Raw genomic sequence first — 15,765 nt, 5'->3', positions numbered from 1 at the left:
GCAGTGGCGGCGGGAGCGGCCGGGGCGGCCGAGGCACCACCCCGGCGCGCGGCCCGGGAATAGCGCCCGTGATCGCACCGTTCCGTTACCGGCTGCCGCCTTGCGACAATGGACGACGGCCGGGCCCGGCACCCCGGCCCCGGCGGCCGCCGGCGCCCACCGCCCACCCTCCCGGAGGTGTCCACCCATGCCCGACTCCCACCCGAGGCCGTCCGACCAGAGCGGCTCCCCCGCACCGGCCGGTCCGGGCCGGCCCGGCACACCCGAACAGCCCGCCCGCCGGCTGCGCCCGGCCCAGCTGCTGTTCGAGCCGCCGGCCGGCGAGCCGGAGCCGGAGCGTTTCTTCGACCTGGAGTCGATCGAGGACCCGGCCGAACTGCTGCGCCGCTCCACCGAGCTGGCCCTGGCGTTCCGGGCCGCCGCCGAGCGGGCCACCGACTTCCAGGCCGTCGCGGCCGCCCAGCTGGCCGACACCCGCAGGTTCGACGCGCTCTCCTTCGTGGAGATAGCGGCCCGCGCGGACTGGACCCCGGACTACGCGGAGAAGATGGTCGAGTACGGTCGCGGCCTGTTGCGTCCGCAGCGCCAGGGCGACTGAGCCCGTCGGCCCGCCCGGCGGCCGCCGGCGGCCCGGCCGCAGCACACCGGCGGCAGCGGGCACCCGTCCCGGAGCACCGGTCGCACCCGTCCGACCGAACGGTGGAGCGGGATTCGATCGCCTGTGGCATATGCGCAGGACAGGGTACGCCGACCCGGCGCACCCTGTCCGGCAAACCGCGCTTTCCCTCCGTGCCACGCTCGCGACACCGCAGGCTGCTCCCCGTGGACATCTGGACGTATGAATCGGTGGAGTACGTCACCGTGGCCGGCGAGGCCTGGCTGGCCTCCGCCAGTGAGTACCCGCGCAGCATGCGCGCCCTGTGGCAGTCGCGCCCGTGGGCGCCCTCGGTCCTGCCCTGCGGCCGGGCCTTCGACGTGATCAGCATGCCGTCGCTGTTCGGCCGCAGGGTGCTGGACGAGCTCTGGACCTCCGGCCCGGGCTGCGGCCCGGTGGCGAGCCACCGCGGCCGGATCCTGCTGTTCGCACAGCCGGGCGCCGCCCCGCGCCTGCGCTCCCTGCTGGCCTGGGAGGAATGGGCCGGGGACGTGCCGCCGCTGCTCTGCCACGGGCAGGGCGACGCGGTGACGGTGCCGCCCGTGCAGCGGATGGTGAACACCCCCGACTCCCCCGGACTGGGGGCGGGCCGGTGGATCGTCGCCCCGGACACCAGGGAGCCGTGGCTGCCGGGCGCCGCCGTGCTGCTCTGGGCCTGCGTCCGGGTGTCGCGGGGGCCCGGCGTCGGCGGCCCGCCGCCGCGAACCGGGACGGCGGGCCCGGCCGGGGCGCCCCCGCAGGCACGCCGGCGCGAGCCCCGTCCGGCCGGACGGCGGCCGGACGCCCACCTCCAGCCGATTCCGTCGGCCTGACGATCGGCTCCGGCGGCTGGCGACGGCGCCCGACCCGTGCCCGCCCCCGCCCTCGGACCTCGGACCTCGGACCTCGGACCTCGGACCGTGCGGTCGAATCGGCCGGCCGCCCGGCTCGTCAGGTCGGCCGGTTTATCGATTTTGGCCCGGCCCGGGGCCGCTGCTACAGTCTTCCCTGTCAGCAGGCGCCGCTAGCTCAGTTGGTTAGAGCAGCTGACTCTTAATCAGCGGGTCCGGGGTTCGAGTCCCTGGCGGCGCACAGACAGCCGAGAGGCCCTTCGCGAGAGCGGAGGGCCTCTCGTCGTTCCGGGCTCCGCCACGGGCGGGCCCCGTCGGCCCGTCAGGCCTGCTCCGCGAGACGGCGCCTGGCCTCGGCCCAGCTCACCGGGAGCTCCTCGGCCGGGCCCTCCCAGAAGACGAAGGACGAGTCCTTCATGACCGGCCGCAGCGAGGTCATGATCGAGTAGTGCGGCTCGGCCCGGACGTAGGCGTTCAGGGTGGCCCGGTCCTCCCAGGCCGAGAGGGTCCAGAAGGTCCTCCGGAACGGCTCGGCGACCAGCGAGGCCCCGACGACGCCGGGGGCCCGGCGGACCTGCCGCCAGGCGGACATCGCCTTCAGGAAGAACCGGGGCACGTCGCGCAGGGTGCGGACCTCCAGGCGGGAGGCCATCACCAGCACCTGGGTGCCGGGCCGGGGCGGGTTCGGGGTGACCCAGGGAAGGGTGGGCACGGTCATCACAGCCTTTCACCGGCAGGGGCCGGAACCTGTCTTCATAATAGACACTGATGCTATCCGGTATCCATACTTTTTCGGCACTGCTCCCCCAGTCGCCCCTTCTCGCCCCGGCCGCCCCTCCGGCACCGCCCCCGGCAGCCCTGAACAGGACACCGGCACCGTCAACCCTGAAGCGGGCACCGACGCCGGCACCGGGTCCGGACCCGGCCCCGGACCCGGGCAGCGAAAAGGGCCCCCGCCGAAGCGGGAGCCCTCCTCGTGCACCTCCGGTCGCGCCCCTCCGGGCCGGTGGCCGCGCGGCCCCTGGCCGGCCGGCGCGCGCCCCTCCGGGTCAGCGGCCGCGCAGCGCCCGGTAGCGCGCGACCAGCTCGGCGGTGGAGCTGTCCAGCGCCTCGGTGCCCTCGCCGGTCAGCAGCACCGGCTCGATCCGCTTGGCGAGCACCTTGCCCAGCTCGACGCCCCACTGGTCGAAGGAGTCGATGTTCCAGATCGCGCCCTGCACGAACACCTTGTGCTCGTACAGCGCGACCAGCTGGCCGAGCACCGACGGCGTCAGCGAGCCGGCCAGCACGGTGGTGGTCGGGTGGTTGCCCTTGAAGGTCTTGTGCGGCACCAGCTCGGCCGGCACGCCCTCGGCCGCGACCTCCTCCGGCGTCTTGCCGAAGGCCAGCGCCTGGGTCTGCGCGAAGAAGTTGGCGAGCAGCAGGTCGTGCTGGGCGACCAGGCCCGGCAGCAGGTCGGCGACCGGCTCGGCGAAGCCGATGAAGTCGGCCGGGATCACCTTGGTGCCCTGGTGCAGCAGCTGGTAGTAGGCGTGCTGGCCGTTGGTGCCGGGGGTGCCCCAGACCACCGGGCCGGTCTGCCAGCCGACGGGGTTGCCGTCCCGGTCCACCGACTTGCCGTTGGACTCCATGTCCAGCTGCTGCAGGTAGGCGGTGAACTTCGACAGGTAGTGCGAGTACGGCAGCACCGCGTGCGCCTGGGCGTCGAAGAAGGCGCCGTACCAGACCCCGAGGAGGCCGAGCAGCAGCGGGACGTTCTGCTCCGGCGGGGCGGTGCGGAAGTGCTCGTCGACCAGGTGGAAGCCGTCCAGCATCTCGCGGAACTGCTCCGGCCCGATCGCGATCATCAGCGAGAGGCCGATCGCGGAATCGTAGGAGTAGCGGCCGCCGACCCAGTCCCAGAACTCGAACATGTTGGCCACGTCGATGCCGAAGTCCGCCACGCCCTCGGCGTTGGTGGAGAGCGCGACGAAGTGCTTGGCCACCGCGTCGGTGCCGGCCCGCAGCCCGGTGAGCAGCCAGTCCCGCGCGGAGGTGGCGTTGGTGATGGTCTCGATGGTGGTGAAGGTCTTGGAGGCGACGATGAACAGCGTCTCGGCGGCGTCCAGGTCGCGGACCGCCTCGTGCAGGTCGGCGCCGTCCACGTTGGAGACGAAGCGGACGTCCAGGTCGCGGGCGGTGTAGGAGCGCAGCACCTCGTACGCCATCGCCGGGCCGAGGTCGGAGCCGCCGATGCCGATGTTGACGACGGTGCGGATCCGCTTGCCGGTGTGGCCGGTCCACTCGCCGGAGCGGACCTTCTCGGCGAAGACGCCCATCTTGTCGAGGACGGCGTGCACGGCGGGCACCACGTTCTCGCCGTCCACCTCGATCACGGCGTCGCGCGGGGCGCGCAGCGCGGTGTGCAGGACGGCGCGGTCCTCGGTGGTGTTGATCTTCTCGCCGCGGAACATCGCGTCGCGCAGGCCGGCCACGTCGGTGGCCTCGGCAAGGGCGCGCAGCAGGTCGAGCGTGCGGTCCGTCACCAGGTGCTTGGCGTAGTCGACATGCAGGTCGCCGACCTGCAGGGTGTAGCGGCGGCCCCGCTCGGGGTCGGCGGCGAACAGTTCGCGCAGGTGCAGCTCGCCGAGCTCCGACCGGTGCTTGCCGAGCGCGGCCCACTCGGGGGTGCGGTCCAGCGGGGTGCGGCCGTTGGCCCCCGGGCGGGCGTCCAGTTCCGACATCGGAATGCTCCTCGATTGATCTGGGTGCAGATACCGGCAGAGCCCAGCGGGAGGGTGGTTGCGCGAGGTCCGGCGGTACGAGTGGTGCGCCGACTCCGTTGACGGGCTGCCCGGGCGACAGCCTATGCAACGTCACGGGGCGCCGCGTACATTGCCTCGTTCCCGGACGCCGAGTCGCCGCCGGGCACCGGGTCGTCGCCGGGGCGTCACCGCGTGGTCGCCGCCCGGCCGCCGGGTGGTGGCCGGCGCCGGCCGTCAGGTGCGTTCGGAGCGCAGGTCCAGCCCGCGCAGCACCTGGTCGACGAGTTCGGGGTCGGCGCCCGGCTCGCTGCGGGCGGTGATCATCTCCCGGCGGGAGGCGGCGATCATCTCCTGTTCCACGGTGTGCGCCTCGCGCCACTGGGAGGCCCGCTGGCGGGCCTCGGCGGCCTCCTCGGCCGCGTACTTCTCGGGGCAGAGCCGGGCCAGCCGGGAGTGCTGGCGGTCGCGCAGCCGGTCGACCAGTTCGACCGAGAGGTCCTCCTGCTCCTCCAGCTCGACGAGCCGGTCCAGGCCGGCCTTGGCGGCCCGCCACCAGAGTTCGCGGACGGCCTGCTCGTGGGCGTCGTGGTCGGCGTCCAGGTGCAGCAGCCGGACCAGCATCGGCAGCGAGAGGCCCTGGACCAGCAGGGTGAAGAGCACCACGCCGAAGGCGATGAAGACCAGCCGGCCGCGCTGGGGGAAGGCCGCTCCGGAGTGCACGGTGAGCGGGACGGCCAGCGCCAGCGCGACGGTCGCCACGCCCCGCATCCCGGACCACCAGAGCACCACGCTCTCCTGCCAGCTGATCGGGGTGTCCTCGCCGTCGTCGGCGCCCAGCCGCTTGGAGAGCCAGCCGGCCGGGAGCAGCCAGAGCAGCCGGACCAGGACGACCACCGCGATCACGGTGGCGGCGTCGCCGAGCATGCTGGTCCAGCCGGTGCCGGCCTCCTTCATGACGGTGGCCAGCTCCAGCCCGATCAGGCCGAAGGCGAAGCCGGTGATCAGGATCTCGACGATCTCCCAGAAGGCGTTGCCGACCAGCCGGTAGGCGACCTCGTCGGCGTCGGCGGCGCGTTCGGCCAGGTAGAGGGCGCAGATCACGACGGCGAGCACGCCCGAGCCGTGGATCTCCTCGGCCAGGGCGTACGCGGCGAAGGGCACCAGCAGGTTGAGGGCGACCTGCTGGGTCGGGTCCTCCAGGATCCCGGCGAGCTTGCTGTTGACCCAGCCGAGGCCGATGCCGACGACGACGGCGACCACCGCGGACAGCACGAAGCGCAGCACCGCGTGCTCGACCGAGAAGTCGCCGCTGACCACCGCCTCGATGGCGAGCGAGTAGATCACGATGGCGGTGACGTCGTTGAACAGGCCCTCGCTCTCCAGCACCGAGACCAGCCGGCGCGGGAGGCCGACCGCGCCGGCCACGGCGACGGCGGCCACCGGGTCGGGCGGGCTGACCAGTGCGCCGACCGCGATGGCGGCGCCCAGCGGCAGGGCGGGCAGCAGCCAGTGGACGGTGCCGGCGACAGCGACGGTGGTGACCACCACCAGGGCGACGGCGAGCAGCAGGATCGAGCGGACGTTGGCCCGGAAGTAGCGGACCGAGGAGCGCCGGGCGACCGCGAAGATCAGCGGCGGCAGGACCAGCGGCAGGATCAGCTCGGGGTCGATGGCGATGTCGGGGATCTGCGGCACCAGCGCCATGCCCAGGCCGAGCAGGGTCATCAGGACGGGTTGCGGGACCCCGGTGCGGCGGGCCAGCGGGATGGTGACCACCGAGGCGAGCAGCACCAGGAAGAACAGGGGCAGCTGGCCCACGGGGAGGTGTCCTCTCGGCGTCCGGTCGCCGGGGGCCGTCGCCCCGGCGGGGTGACCCCCGGCCCCGCGTCAGGATAAATCCGACAATGCGTTCAATCCTTGCCCGACACGCCGCCGGGCACTTGACCTCAAGGGCGCTTCAACTTCCATGATGGTGCGGAGACCTGACGACAGGAGAAGCACCCCATGAAGGCAGTGACCGTCCCCGAGTTCGGCGGCCCCGAGGTGCTGCGGGTCGCCGAGGTGCCGGACCCGGTGCCCGGACCGGGCGAAGTGCGGGTCCAGGTCTACGCGGCCGGCCTGCAGCCGGCCGACCTCGCCGTGCGCGGCGGCTGGACCCCGCCCGGCGCCCAGGTCGAGCTGCCGGTCATCCTCGGCAACGAGTTCGCCGGCGTGGTCGACCGGCTCGGGGCGGGCAGCTCCGGCTGGGAGGTCGGCGACGAGGTGCTCGGCTTCCGGCTGCTCGGCAGCCACGCCGGTTACGTCACCGTGGACGCCTCCCAGCTGGTCGCCAAGCCGGCCGGGATGCCCTGGGAGCACGCCGGATCGCTCTCCGCCTCCGGCCAGACCGCGCACGTCGCCCTCGGCGGGCTGAAGGTCGGCGCCGGCGACACCGTCCTGGTGCACGGCGCGGCCGGCGGGGTCGGCACCGTCGCCGTCCAGCTGGCCCGCGCCTGGGGGGCCACCGTGATCGGCACCGCCAGCGAGCGCAACCACGACTACCTGCGCGAGCTGGGGGCCGTCCCGGTGACGTACGGCCCGGGGCTCGCCGACCGGGTCCGGGCGCTCGCCCCGCAGGGGGTGGACGCGGCCCTGGACGCGGCCGGGCACGGCGCCCTGGACGCCTCGGTCGAGCTGGTCGCCGACCGGGCCCGGATCGGCACCATCACGGACTTCCAGGGCGCCCAGCGGCTGGGCGTCCAGTTCCTGCGGGGCCCCCGCTCGGCGGCCCGGCTGGCCGAGCTGACCGACCTCTGGACGGCCGGCGGCCTGCGCCTGGAGATCGCCGAGGCCTTCCCGCTGGAGCGCGCCGCCGAGGCCCACCGGCTGGTCGCCGGCGGCCACGTCCGGGGCAAGGTCGTGCTCACCCCCTGAGCCGCGGGCCCGCTCCGAACCGATTGGCGGATTCGCCTGCTGACCAGGTAATGTTCTCCGCGTCAGCAGGCGCCGCTAGCTCAGTTGGTTAGAGCAGCTGACTCTTAATCAGCGGGTCCGGGGTTCGAGTCCCTGGCGGCGCACAGACAGACCGAGGGCCTTCCGCGACGGCGGGAGGCCCTCGGTCGTTTCCGCGAGGCCGTTTTGGGAGGTCCTCCCGCGAGGCCGTTCCGCGAGGCCGTTCCGCGGGGTCGTCACCGCGACGTCCGTCCGGGCGCCCGGACGGACGCCGCAGGCCCGCCGGTCAGACCCGCGCGGTGTCCGCCTCCCAGGCGTCGGTGAGCAGCGCCAGCAGTTCGTCGGTGTCCAGCGCGCCGGAGACCGCCGGCCGGCCGTCGAGCACGAAGGACGGCACCGCGGTCACCCCCACCACGGCGGCCCGCGCCTCCTCCGCCCTGACCTCCGCGGTCCGGTCGTCCCCGGCGAGCAGCTCCGCCACCGGGCCGGCCGGCAGCCCGGCGTCGGCCGCCAGCCCGGCCAGCACCGTGTGGTCGGCGATGTTGAGCAGCTCCGAGTGGTACGCGCGGAACAGCCGGTCGGCCATCGCCTGCCCGGCCCCGAGGCCGGAGGCCAGCCCCAGCAGCCGGTGCGCGTCGAAGGAGTTCACCGGGCGGACCTCGCCCGGCCGCAGGTCGATGCCCGCCTCCTGGCCGAGGCCGCGGATCCGGGCGAAGATCGTGGTCACCTGCTCGGGCGGCAGCCCGCGCCGGCCCATCAGGTCGGTGAGGGTGACGCCCTGCACCTTGGGCGCGTCGGTGCGCAGCTCGAAGGCGCGCCACACGGTTTCCACCTGGTCCGCGTGCGGGAACCGCTCCAGCGCGGCGGCCCACCTGCGGGACCCGAGGTAGCACCACGGGCAGACCACGTCGGACCAGATCTCGACCTTCACTTGAATTCCCCTTCGCTGTGAGACACCTGGTCCGACTATTCACCTTGAAGCGGACTTGAGGTCAAGTCCGCCGTCACTGCGGCTGGTTGCCGTGCTTGCGGCTCGGCAGCGGGGCGTCCTTGGCCCGGAGCATGGCCAGCGCGCCGATCAGCCGGGACCTGGTCTCGGCCGGGTCGATCACGTCGTCGACCAGGCCGCGCTCGGCGGCGTAGTACGGGTGCATCAGCTCGCTCCGGTACTCCTTGACCAGCCGCTCGCGGGTGGCGGCCGGGTCGTCCGCAGCGGCGATCTCGCGCCGGAACACCACGTTGGCCGCACCCTCCGCGCCCATCACCGCGATCTCGTTGGCCGGCCAGGCCAGCGACAGGTCGGCGCCGATCGAGCGGGAGTCCATCACGATGTAGGCGCCGCCGTAGGCCTTGCGCAGGATGACCTGGATCCGCGGCACGGTGGCGTTGCAGTACGCGTACAGCAGCTTGGCGCCGTGCCGGATGATCCCGCCGTGCTCCTGGTCGACGCCGGGCAGGAAGCCGGGGACGTCGACCAGGGTGACCAGCGGGATGTTGAAGGCGTCGCACAACTGGACGAACCGGGCGGCCTTCTCGGAGGCGTGGATGTCCAGCACGCCGGCCAGCACGGCGGGCTGGTTGGCGACGATCCCGACCACCCGGCCGTCGAGCCGGGCCAGCGCGCAGACCACGTTCTGCGCCCAGGCCTCGTGCACCTGGAGGTACTCGCCGTCGTCGACGATCTCCTCGATCACCCGGCGGATGTCGTAGGAGCGGCTCGGGTCGGCCGGGACGATGTCCAGTAGCGCGTCGGCCCGCCGCCCCGCCGGGTCGCCCGTGGGCGCGGCGGGCGGCAGCTCCCGGTTGTTGGACGGCAGCATCGACAGCAGGTAGCGGACCTCCTCCAGGCAGGTCCGCTCGTCGTCGTAGGCGAACGCGGCCACCCCGGAGGCGGCGGCGTGGGCGTCCGCGCCGCCGAGCGCGTCCTGGGTGATCACCTCCCCGGTCACCGCCTGCACCACGTCCGGGCCGGTGATGAACATCTGCGAGGTGCCGCGGACCATGAAGACGAAGTCGGTCAGCGCCGGGGAGTACGCGGCGCCGCCGGCGCAGGGCCCGAGCATCACCGAGATCTGCGGGATGACGCCGGAGTTCCGGACGTTGCGCCGGAAGATGCCGCCGTAGCCGGCCAGCGCGGTGACGCCCTCCTGGATCCGGGCGCCGGCCCCGTCGCAGAGCCCGACCAGCGGCGCGCCCGCCGCCGCCGCGAGGTCCATGATCTTGTGGATCTTCTCGGCGTGGGCCTCGCCCAGCGCGCCGCCGAAGATCCGGAAGTCGTGCGCGTAGACGAAGACCGTCCGCCCGTGCACGGTGCCCCAGCCGGTGACCACGCCGTCGGTGTGCACCCGCTTGTGCTCCAGGCCGAAGCCGGTGGCCCGGTGCCGGCGCAGCGCCTCCACCTCGGTGAACGACCCCTCGTCGAAGAGCAGGCCGATCCGCTCCCGGACCGTCAGCTTGCCCTTGGCGTGCTGGGCCGCGGTGGCCCGCTCGCCCGGCCCCTCCTGCACGAGGCGGTGCAGGCCGGCCAGCGCGGCCGTCCGGTCCCGCAGTTCGTCGGGGGCCGGCTCGACGGGCGGCAGGACGTCTTCGCGCAGGGGCCGTTCCTCGACGATGCTCATGGCTGCCCTTCCTCGGAGAGTGCTCGGCCGTACCGGGCGAGCGTCCGCGACCCGGCTCAAGCCGGGCTCGAAACCCCCTGGACACGGGGCCTCCAGCATCGGTCCACCGGGGTTCCAGCCGGCTCCGGCAGCCTCCTGGTGAACCCAGGAACCAGTACCGGAACGGTGGCGGTGAAGCGGAATGGCAGTGGACTCGGGCAGCTTTCGTGAACTGTTCGGCTCTTTCCCGACGGCCGTCTCGATCGTCACGGCCTTGGGCCCCGACGGGGAGCCACGCGGCTTCACCTGCAACGCGATGTCCGCCGTCTCGGCCGACCCGCCCCTGCTGCTGGTCTGCGTGGACCTGCGCTCGCAGACGCTGGAGGCGATGAGCACCTCGAAGTCCTTCGTGGTGAACGTGCTGGCGGACGGCGGGCAGGACGCGGCGCTGGTGTTCGCGAGCCGTTCCGACGGCAAGTTCGCCGAGGTCGACTGGCAGCCCTCGAAGGTGGCGGGCGGCGCCCCCGTGCTGCGCTCGCTCGCGCTGGCGTACGCGGAGTGCAACGTGGTGCAGACCGTGGAGGCGGGCGACCACGTGGTCTTCTTCGCGCGGGTGGACGGGGTCGAGGTGCTCCGGCGCCCGCCCATGCTCTACCACCGGGGCGCCTTCTCCGCCTGGGAGGGCTCCGGCGCGTTCGCCGCGCCCGCGCGCTGACCGGGCGCCGACCGCGCGCCGACCGCATGCCGGCGCCGGCACCCTCGCGGGTGGCGGCGCCGGCCCGGGTCAGGCGTGGCAGGCCGGCAGCCGGCCGTGGAACTCGATCATCTCGGCGAACAGGGCACCGATGTCGAGCGGGTCGCCGGGTGCGGCGCCGAGCTCCTCGGCGTACGCCCGGTGCAGGTTGGGCACCAGCCGCTCGGAGTCGAGGAGTCCGGCGAACTCGCCGAGTTCGCAGCCGCGGGCCGTCTCGACCGGCTTGAGGCCGGCCGCGATCCCCTCCCGGGCCAGGTCGCGCACCCAGCGCAGGTACCGCTCCGCGGTGTCGAGCACCTCCGGGCCGGCGACCGGCCCGTGACCGGTGACGACGGTGCGGGCGCCCAGTGCGCGCAACCGCCCTATCGCGTCCAGCGATCCCGCGAGCGAGCCCATCGGGCAGAACGGTGTGACGCCGGACATCACCAGGTCGCCGGTGAAGAGCACGCTCTGCTCGGGGAGCCAGACCACGGTGTCGTTGGTGGTGTGCGCCGGGCCCAGGTGGATCAGCTCCGCGCGCACGCTGCCGACGTGCAGGGTCATCCGGTCGGCGAAGGTGACGGTGGGCAGGACCAGTTCGAGGTCGCCCCAGCAGACGTCGGGCCAGAGGGTGGTCAGGTGCAGGTCCGCCTGGGCCATCTCGGTGCGCAGCCGCTCGTGGCCGATCACCACGGCCTCAGGGAAGACGAAGTTCCCGAAGGTGTGGTCGCCGTGGAAGTGGGTGTTGACCACCGCCCGGGGGGCGGCCGGCGCGACGGACAGCGCGGCCTCGCGCAGCCGGCGCGCCCGGGCCTCGGTCGCGGCGGTGTCCACCAGCGCGCTCTGCCCGTCCGACGTTATAACACCTGCGTTGTTCAGGCACCATCCGCCATCCGGCTGTACATAGGCATAAATTCCGTCGGCGATCTCCTCGGTACGGCCGGCGGCGGATTGCTTTGACCCGGACATGGTCGCTCCCTGTGGTTTTCCGATCACTTATCCCTGATGATCGGTGATCCCACTGGAGACTTGCTCGAAGGGTGCCCCAGGACGATTACCCGACGACTGTTGATTACGTGGCCGCAACACAATCGTGCATGCCGGCAAAGCCCGGGCTCAGTAGTATCGACCCAGGGGTGCGGCACGAGCAAGATCATGCTGCCACGCAACGGGGGGAAATCGTGATACGTGTCGTGGTGGCCGAAGACCTCCACATGATCCGGGGCGCCCTGGTGGCCCTGCTGGAGCTCGAACAGGACCTGCGGGTCGTCGCCGACGTCGGGTGCGACGGCGCGATGGCCGCAGCGCTCGAACACCACCCGGAGGTGGCGGTGATCGCGGTCGGCGAACCGAGGTCCCAGGGCATCAGCACCGCGGTCCGGCTCAAGGAGGAACTGCCCTCCTGCAAGACCCTGATCCTCACCAACCTCTACCACCCCGCGGTGGCCCGCGAGGCACTCGCGGCACAGGTGGGGGGCTATCTGCTCAAGGACGCGCCACCGGTGGAACTGGCCCGCGCGGTCCGCCGGGTGGCGGCCGGCCACCGCGTGGTCGACCCCCACCTGGTGCGCGTCGCGCGGGACCGGCGGTGCCCCGTGCTGACCCCGCGGGAGATCGACGTGCTGCGGCTCGCCGCGGACGGCGCCGAGATCGCCGAGATCGCCGCCCGGGTCCACCTGTCCGTGGGTACCATACGCAACTACCTGACCTCCACGGTGACCAAACTCAACGCGCGGAACCGGCTGGACGCCGTCAGGATTGCCCGCGAGGCCGGCTGGCTGATCTGATCCGGATATCCGGAACCATTGATTCCGGATATCGCGTGACGTGAACCACACGACCGTTCACGCGTCAAACCTTCGAGCCCTTTCTCGTGAAATCCTCACTTGTCAGGAAAGGAGCCTTGCTGCCATCCTCGAAGCAGAGTAGCAACCGACCACAAACCGGGGGATCCACTGTGGAAATTGCAGTTCTGGGGCCACTCTCCATCAGAAATAACGGCGTCTCGGTGGTACCGAGCGCCGGCAAACCCCGCCAGATTCTGGCACTCCTCGCCCTGCGCGCGGGACGCATCGTCCCGGTGGCCACCCTCATGGAGGAAGCCTGGGGCGACGACATCCCGCGGAGTGCGGCCACCACCCTGCAGACGTACATTCTTCAACTTCGCAAGAAGATCACCAGTGTGCTCGGCGCCGACTCGGGGGAGTCGGCGAAGGACGTACTGGCGACCTCGCTCGGCGGCTACCAGCTGCGGGCGAGCCGGGACCGGAGCGACCTCGCCGAGTTCGGGCGGCTGGCCACCCAGGGCGCCGCCGCCCTGGAGGCCGGCAACGACCAGCAGGCCTCGGACCAGCTGCGCCGGGCACTCGCCCTGTGGCGCGGTCCGGCCCTGGTGGACGTCCCGGTCGGACGCATCCTCAGCATGGAGGTGCTGGGGATGGACGAGGCGAGGATGCAGGTCCTGGAACACCGGATCGAGGCGGACCTGCGCCTCGGCATGCACACCGTCCTGCTCGGCGAGCTGCGGATGCTGGTCGCCCAGCACCCCATGCACGAGAACCTGTGCGCCCAGCTGATGCTGGCGCTCTACCGCTCGGGCAGTCCCTGGCGCGCACTGGAGGTGTTCCGCCAGCTGCGGGCCACCCTCCGGGAGGAACTCGGCGTCGAGCCCTCCCCCCGGCTGCAGCGCCTGCACCGGGCCGTACTGGCCAACGACCCCGCGCTCGACCTGCCCGGCCAGAGCCTGCTCCGGCAGCTGGCCAGCTGACCTTTCGCCGGCTCCCCGGAGCCCCAGGGCAGCGTGGCCCGGGCACCGGGGAGCCGGCCGGACCTGCGGCGGACACCGCACCGAAACGCGACGGGAAGGAACCGGGGCGACGGCCGAAGGGCCGTCGCCCCGCCCTGTTCTCCGGGCCCGCCGGCCGGCCCGGGCGCACCGCCCCGCCGTCCCGCCCCTTGTACGGCCCGGGCGCACCGCCCGGTCGGCCGGACCGGTCGGACGGCGGTCCGGTCACACAGGCGCCGCACGGTCGGTCCGGCGCCGGCCCGACGGCGGCACGGCCGGACCGCCGCACACGCACAACCGGGCCGACCGCCGGACCGCCGGGCGCCGCCGGCCTCAGAACATCTGGTCGTGGGTGACCAGCCGCGAACGCAGCAGCACCCCCTCGCCGTCCACCTCCAGGACGTCGTGCACGACACAGCTGGGAGCGATCTCCGGCTTGCCGCCCGGCCGGACGGTCACCACCAGGGCGTAGACCGTGGACCGGACCGAACCGTCGGGCTGCGGCTCCAGGGCGATGTGGTTGAACCAGTGCCGGCGCTGCACCGGGTCGCCCTCGAAGCGCTTGTGGAACTCCACCAGCTCGTGGACGATCCCGGCCCGCCCGACCGCCGGCTCGGCCCCCGGCGAGTGCTGGAAGCTGCCGTCGGGGGTGAAGGTCGCGGCGTACTCCTCGAACCGGCCTCCGTCCAGGGCCTGCATCTGGTGGGCGTAGAAGTGCTGGACCTGCGCGTACAGGTCGGTACGGACGGGCGCGGTGGTCATCGGGCCTCCAGGGAAGACGGGTGGTCACGTTCACGGTGACCGGGGCCGCTCGAACGAGGCTTGAGAACGGGTCCTGGCACCCTCCGGCCTGCGCTCCATCAGGTTTCCACCCCGGCTCTAGCCGCCGCGGCCATGCTCGCCGCGGGCCCGACGACGACGTGCGGACGACAGCACTGGAGGAAGCATGACTGTGGCAGCGAAGCCGGTGGCACTGGTGACCGGCGCGACCAGCGGCATCGGCCTGGAGATCGCGACCCGGCTCGCCGGGCTCGGCGCCCGCGTGTACATCTGCGCGCGCCGCGAGGAGGAGCTCGCCGCGACGGTGAAGCAGCTCACCGAGCAGGGCCTCGAGGTCGACGGGTCGGCCTGCGACGTGGCGGACCACGCGCAGATCAAGAGCTACGTGGCGGCCGCGGTGGAGCGCTTCGGGCCGGTCGACATCCTGGTGAACAACGCCGGCCGCAGCGGGGGCGGCGCCACCGCCGAGATCCCCGACGAACTCTGGCTGGACGTCATCAACACCAACCTGAACAGCGTCTTCCTGATGACGAAGGAGGTGCTCAACGCCGGCGGCATGCTGGCCAAGGAGCGCGGCCGGATCATCAGCATCGCCTCCACCGGCGGCAAGCAGGGCGTGGTGCACGCCGCCCCCTACTCCGCCTCCAAGCACGGCGTGGTCGGCTTCACCAAGGCCCTGGGCCTGGAGCTCGCCCGCACCGGCATCACCGTGAACGCGGTCTGCCCGGGCTTCGTGGAGACGCCGATGGCCGAGCGGGTACGCGAGCACTACGCGGCGATCTGGGGCGTGACCGAGGAGGAGACCCACGACCGGATCACCACCCGGGTGCCGCTGGGCCGCTACGTGGAGGTCCGTGAGGTCGCCGCGATGGTCGAGTACCTGGTGAGCGACGACGCCGCCGCGGTCACCGCGCAGGCGCTCAACGTCTGCGGCGGCCTGGGGAACTACTGATGGGCACCCCGCGCGTCGCCGTCGTCACCGGCTCCTCCTCCGGGATCGGCCGGGCCGTCGTGGAGCGGTTCGCCGCCGAGGGGATCCGGACGGTGGTGAACTCGGCGCACTCCGTGGAGGCCGGCGAGAAGCTCGCCGCCTCGCTCCCCGACGCCCTGTACGTCCAGGCCGACGTCTCCGACGAGGAGCAGGCCCGGCGGCTCGTCGCCACCACCGTGGAGCACTACGGGCGGCTCGACATCCTGGTGAACAACGCCGGGCGGACCAGGCCCGTCCCGCACGCCGACCTAGAGGCGGCCGGCCCCGAGGTGTGGCGGGAGATCTTCGACCTGAACGTCCTCGGCACCTGGCAGACCACCGTCGCGGCCGTCCCGCACCTGCGGGCGACCGGCTCCGGGGCCGTCGTCAACATCTCCTCGGTGGCCGGCAGCCGGCCCGCCGGCAGCTCCGTCCCGTACGCCGTGTCCAAGGCCGCGATCGAGCACATGACGCGGCTGCTGGCGAACACCCTCGGGCCGGAGATCCGGGTGAACGCGGTGGCCCCCGGCCTGGTCGAGACGCCCTGGACGGCCGGCAGCGACTTCTTCGCCACCATCGCCGAGCGGGTCAGGGAGAGCACCCCGCTGCGCCGGGTGGGGCGGCCCGAGGACGTCGCCCAGGCGGTGCTCGCCATGGTGGGCGCCACCTACTCGACCGGCCAGGTCCTGCTGGTCGACGGCGGCGCCCACCTCATCTGACCATTCGTCACCTCTGGAGAA

General features: G+C 72.9%; 15 protein-coding genes and 2 tRNA genes. 10 read left to right on the top strand and 7 right to left on the bottom strand.

Going from position 1 to position 15,765, the window contains the following annotated elements:
* The first annotated feature begins 187 nt into the window (after positions 1-187).
* The 3 genes from IE329_RS15340 (at position 188) to IE329_RS15330 (ending at position 1,726) form a co-directional block, all read left to right on the top strand.
* Positions 188-598 carry a hypothetical protein gene (locus IE329_RS15340; protein ID WP_229927455.1) on the top strand — a complete coding sequence of 137 codons (411 nt, stop codon included), beginning with the start codon at positions 188-190 and terminating at the stop codon, positions 596-598.
* A 224-nt stretch (positions 599-822) separates the two neighbouring features.
* The gene (locus IE329_RS15335) at positions 823-1,467 is read left to right on the top strand and encodes a bifunctional DNA primase/polymerase (protein WP_229927454.1); all 645 of its coding nucleotides are present in this window, start codon (positions 823-825) and stop codon (positions 1,465-1,467) included.
* Between the two features lie 185 nt (positions 1,468-1,652).
* Positions 1,653-1,726: transfer RNA gene (locus IE329_RS15330), tRNA-Lys, on the top strand.
* Positions 1,727-1,807: 81 nt separating this feature from the next.
* Here the strand turns inward: IE329_RS15330 and IE329_RS15325 are convergent.
* The 3 genes from IE329_RS15325 to IE329_RS15315 all read right to left on the bottom strand — a co-directional run bounded on the left by IE329_RS15325 (position 1,808) and on the right by IE329_RS15315 (position 6,047).
* Positions 1,808-2,197, bottom strand: a complete 390-nt coding sequence (locus tag IE329_RS15325; RefSeq protein ID WP_190211449.1) for a DUF3291 domain-containing protein — start codon at positions 2,195-2,197, stop codon at positions 1,808-1,810.
* Between the two features lie 337 nt (positions 2,198-2,534).
* On the bottom strand, positions 2,535-4,208 hold the full coding sequence (gene pgi / locus IE329_RS15320; RefSeq protein ID WP_190211417.1) for a glucose-6-phosphate isomerase: 1,674 nt from the start codon (positions 4,206-4,208) through the stop codon (positions 2,535-2,537).
* Between the two features lie 255 nt (positions 4,209-4,463).
* Positions 4,464-6,047 (bottom strand): Na+/H+ antiporter, encoded by a 1,584-nt coding sequence (locus IE329_RS15315; RefSeq protein ID WP_190211416.1) that lies wholly within the window; start codon positions 6,045-6,047, stop codon positions 4,464-4,466.
* A 186-nt stretch (positions 6,048-6,233) separates the two neighbouring features.
* On the opposite strand from IE329_RS15315, the gene IE329_RS15310 reads away from it, so the two are divergent.
* Both IE329_RS15310 and IE329_RS15305 read left to right on the top strand, forming a co-directional pair.
* The gene (locus IE329_RS15310) at positions 6,234-7,142 is read left to right on the top strand and encodes an NADP-dependent oxidoreductase (RefSeq protein ID WP_190211415.1); all 909 of its coding nucleotides are present in this window, start codon (positions 6,234-6,236) and stop codon (positions 7,140-7,142) included.
* 69 nt (positions 7,143-7,211) lie between these two features.
* A tRNA-Lys gene (locus IE329_RS15305) sits at positions 7,212-7,285 on the top strand.
* 161 nt (positions 7,286-7,446) lie between these two features.
* Here IE329_RS15305 and IE329_RS15300 read toward each other — a convergent pair.
* Positions 7,447-8,091: a DsbA family oxidoreductase gene (locus IE329_RS15300; RefSeq protein WP_190211414.1), complete on the bottom strand. Its 645-nt coding sequence runs from the start codon at positions 8,089-8,091 to the stop codon at positions 7,447-7,449.
* Positions 8,092-8,164: 73 nt separating this feature from the next.
* Positions 8,165-9,778, bottom strand: coding sequence for an acyl-CoA carboxylase subunit beta (locus IE329_RS15295; RefSeq protein WP_190211413.1), 1,614 nt, complete (start codon positions 9,776-9,778; stop codon positions 8,165-8,167).
* A 181-nt stretch (positions 9,779-9,959) separates the two neighbouring features.
* Here IE329_RS15295 and IE329_RS15290 point away from each other — a divergent pair, with 181 nt between their 5' ends.
* Positions 9,960-10,472: a flavin reductase family protein gene (locus IE329_RS15290; RefSeq protein WP_190211412.1), complete on the top strand. Its 513-nt coding sequence runs from the start codon at positions 9,960-9,962 to the stop codon at positions 10,470-10,472.
* 69 nt (positions 10,473-10,541) lie between these two features.
* Here IE329_RS15290 and IE329_RS15285 read toward each other — a convergent pair whose 3' ends face one another.
* The gene (locus tag IE329_RS15285) at positions 10,542-11,459 is read right to left on the bottom strand and encodes an MBL fold metallo-hydrolase (RefSeq protein WP_190211411.1); all 918 of its coding nucleotides are present in this window, start codon (positions 11,457-11,459) and stop codon (positions 10,542-10,544) included.
* A gap of 212 nt (positions 11,460-11,671) precedes the next feature.
* Between IE329_RS15285 and IE329_RS15280 the strand changes: the two genes are divergently transcribed.
* Both IE329_RS15280 and IE329_RS15275 read left to right on the top strand, forming a co-directional pair.
* A complete protein-coding gene (locus IE329_RS15280) occupies positions 11,672-12,277 on the top strand; it encodes a response regulator transcription factor (RefSeq protein ID WP_190211410.1) in 606 nt (201 codons plus the stop codon).
* A 170-nt stretch (positions 12,278-12,447) separates the two neighbouring features.
* Entirely contained in the window at positions 12,448-13,257 is an 810-nt protein-coding gene (locus tag IE329_RS15275; RefSeq protein ID WP_190211409.1) for an AfsR/SARP family transcriptional regulator, read from the top strand.
* Between the two features lie 351 nt (positions 13,258-13,608).
* Here IE329_RS15275 and IE329_RS15270 read toward each other — a convergent pair whose 3' ends face one another.
* Positions 13,609-14,037, bottom strand: coding sequence for a nuclear transport factor 2 family protein (locus IE329_RS15270; protein WP_190211408.1), 429 nt, complete (start codon positions 14,035-14,037; stop codon positions 13,609-13,611).
* Positions 14,038-14,221: 184 nt separating this feature from the next.
* On the opposite strand from IE329_RS15270, the gene fabG reads away from it, so the two are divergent.
* Together fabG and IE329_RS15260 are read left to right on the top strand one after the other, a co-directional pair.
* Positions 14,222-15,007 carry a 3-oxoacyl-ACP reductase FabG gene (gene fabG / locus IE329_RS15265; protein WP_190211407.1) on the top strand — a complete coding sequence of 262 codons (786 nt, stop codon included), beginning with the start codon at positions 14,222-14,224 and terminating at the stop codon, positions 15,005-15,007.
* Positions 15,007-15,744, top strand: coding sequence for an SDR family NAD(P)-dependent oxidoreductase (locus IE329_RS15260; RefSeq protein ID WP_190211406.1), 738 nt, complete (start codon positions 15,007-15,009; stop codon positions 15,742-15,744). The genes fabG and IE329_RS15260 overlap by 1 nt, the downstream gene beginning before the upstream one ends.
* The last annotated feature ends 21 nt before the right edge of the window (positions 15,745-15,765 follow it).

This window comes from Kitasatospora indigofera (assembly GCF_014655955.1).
GTDB lineage: Bacteria > Actinomycetota > Actinomycetes > Streptomycetales > Streptomycetaceae > Kitasatospora > Kitasatospora indigofera.
Note: the sequence above shows the minus strand (reverse complement) of the source record. Positions and strands in the feature narration are given on the sequence as shown.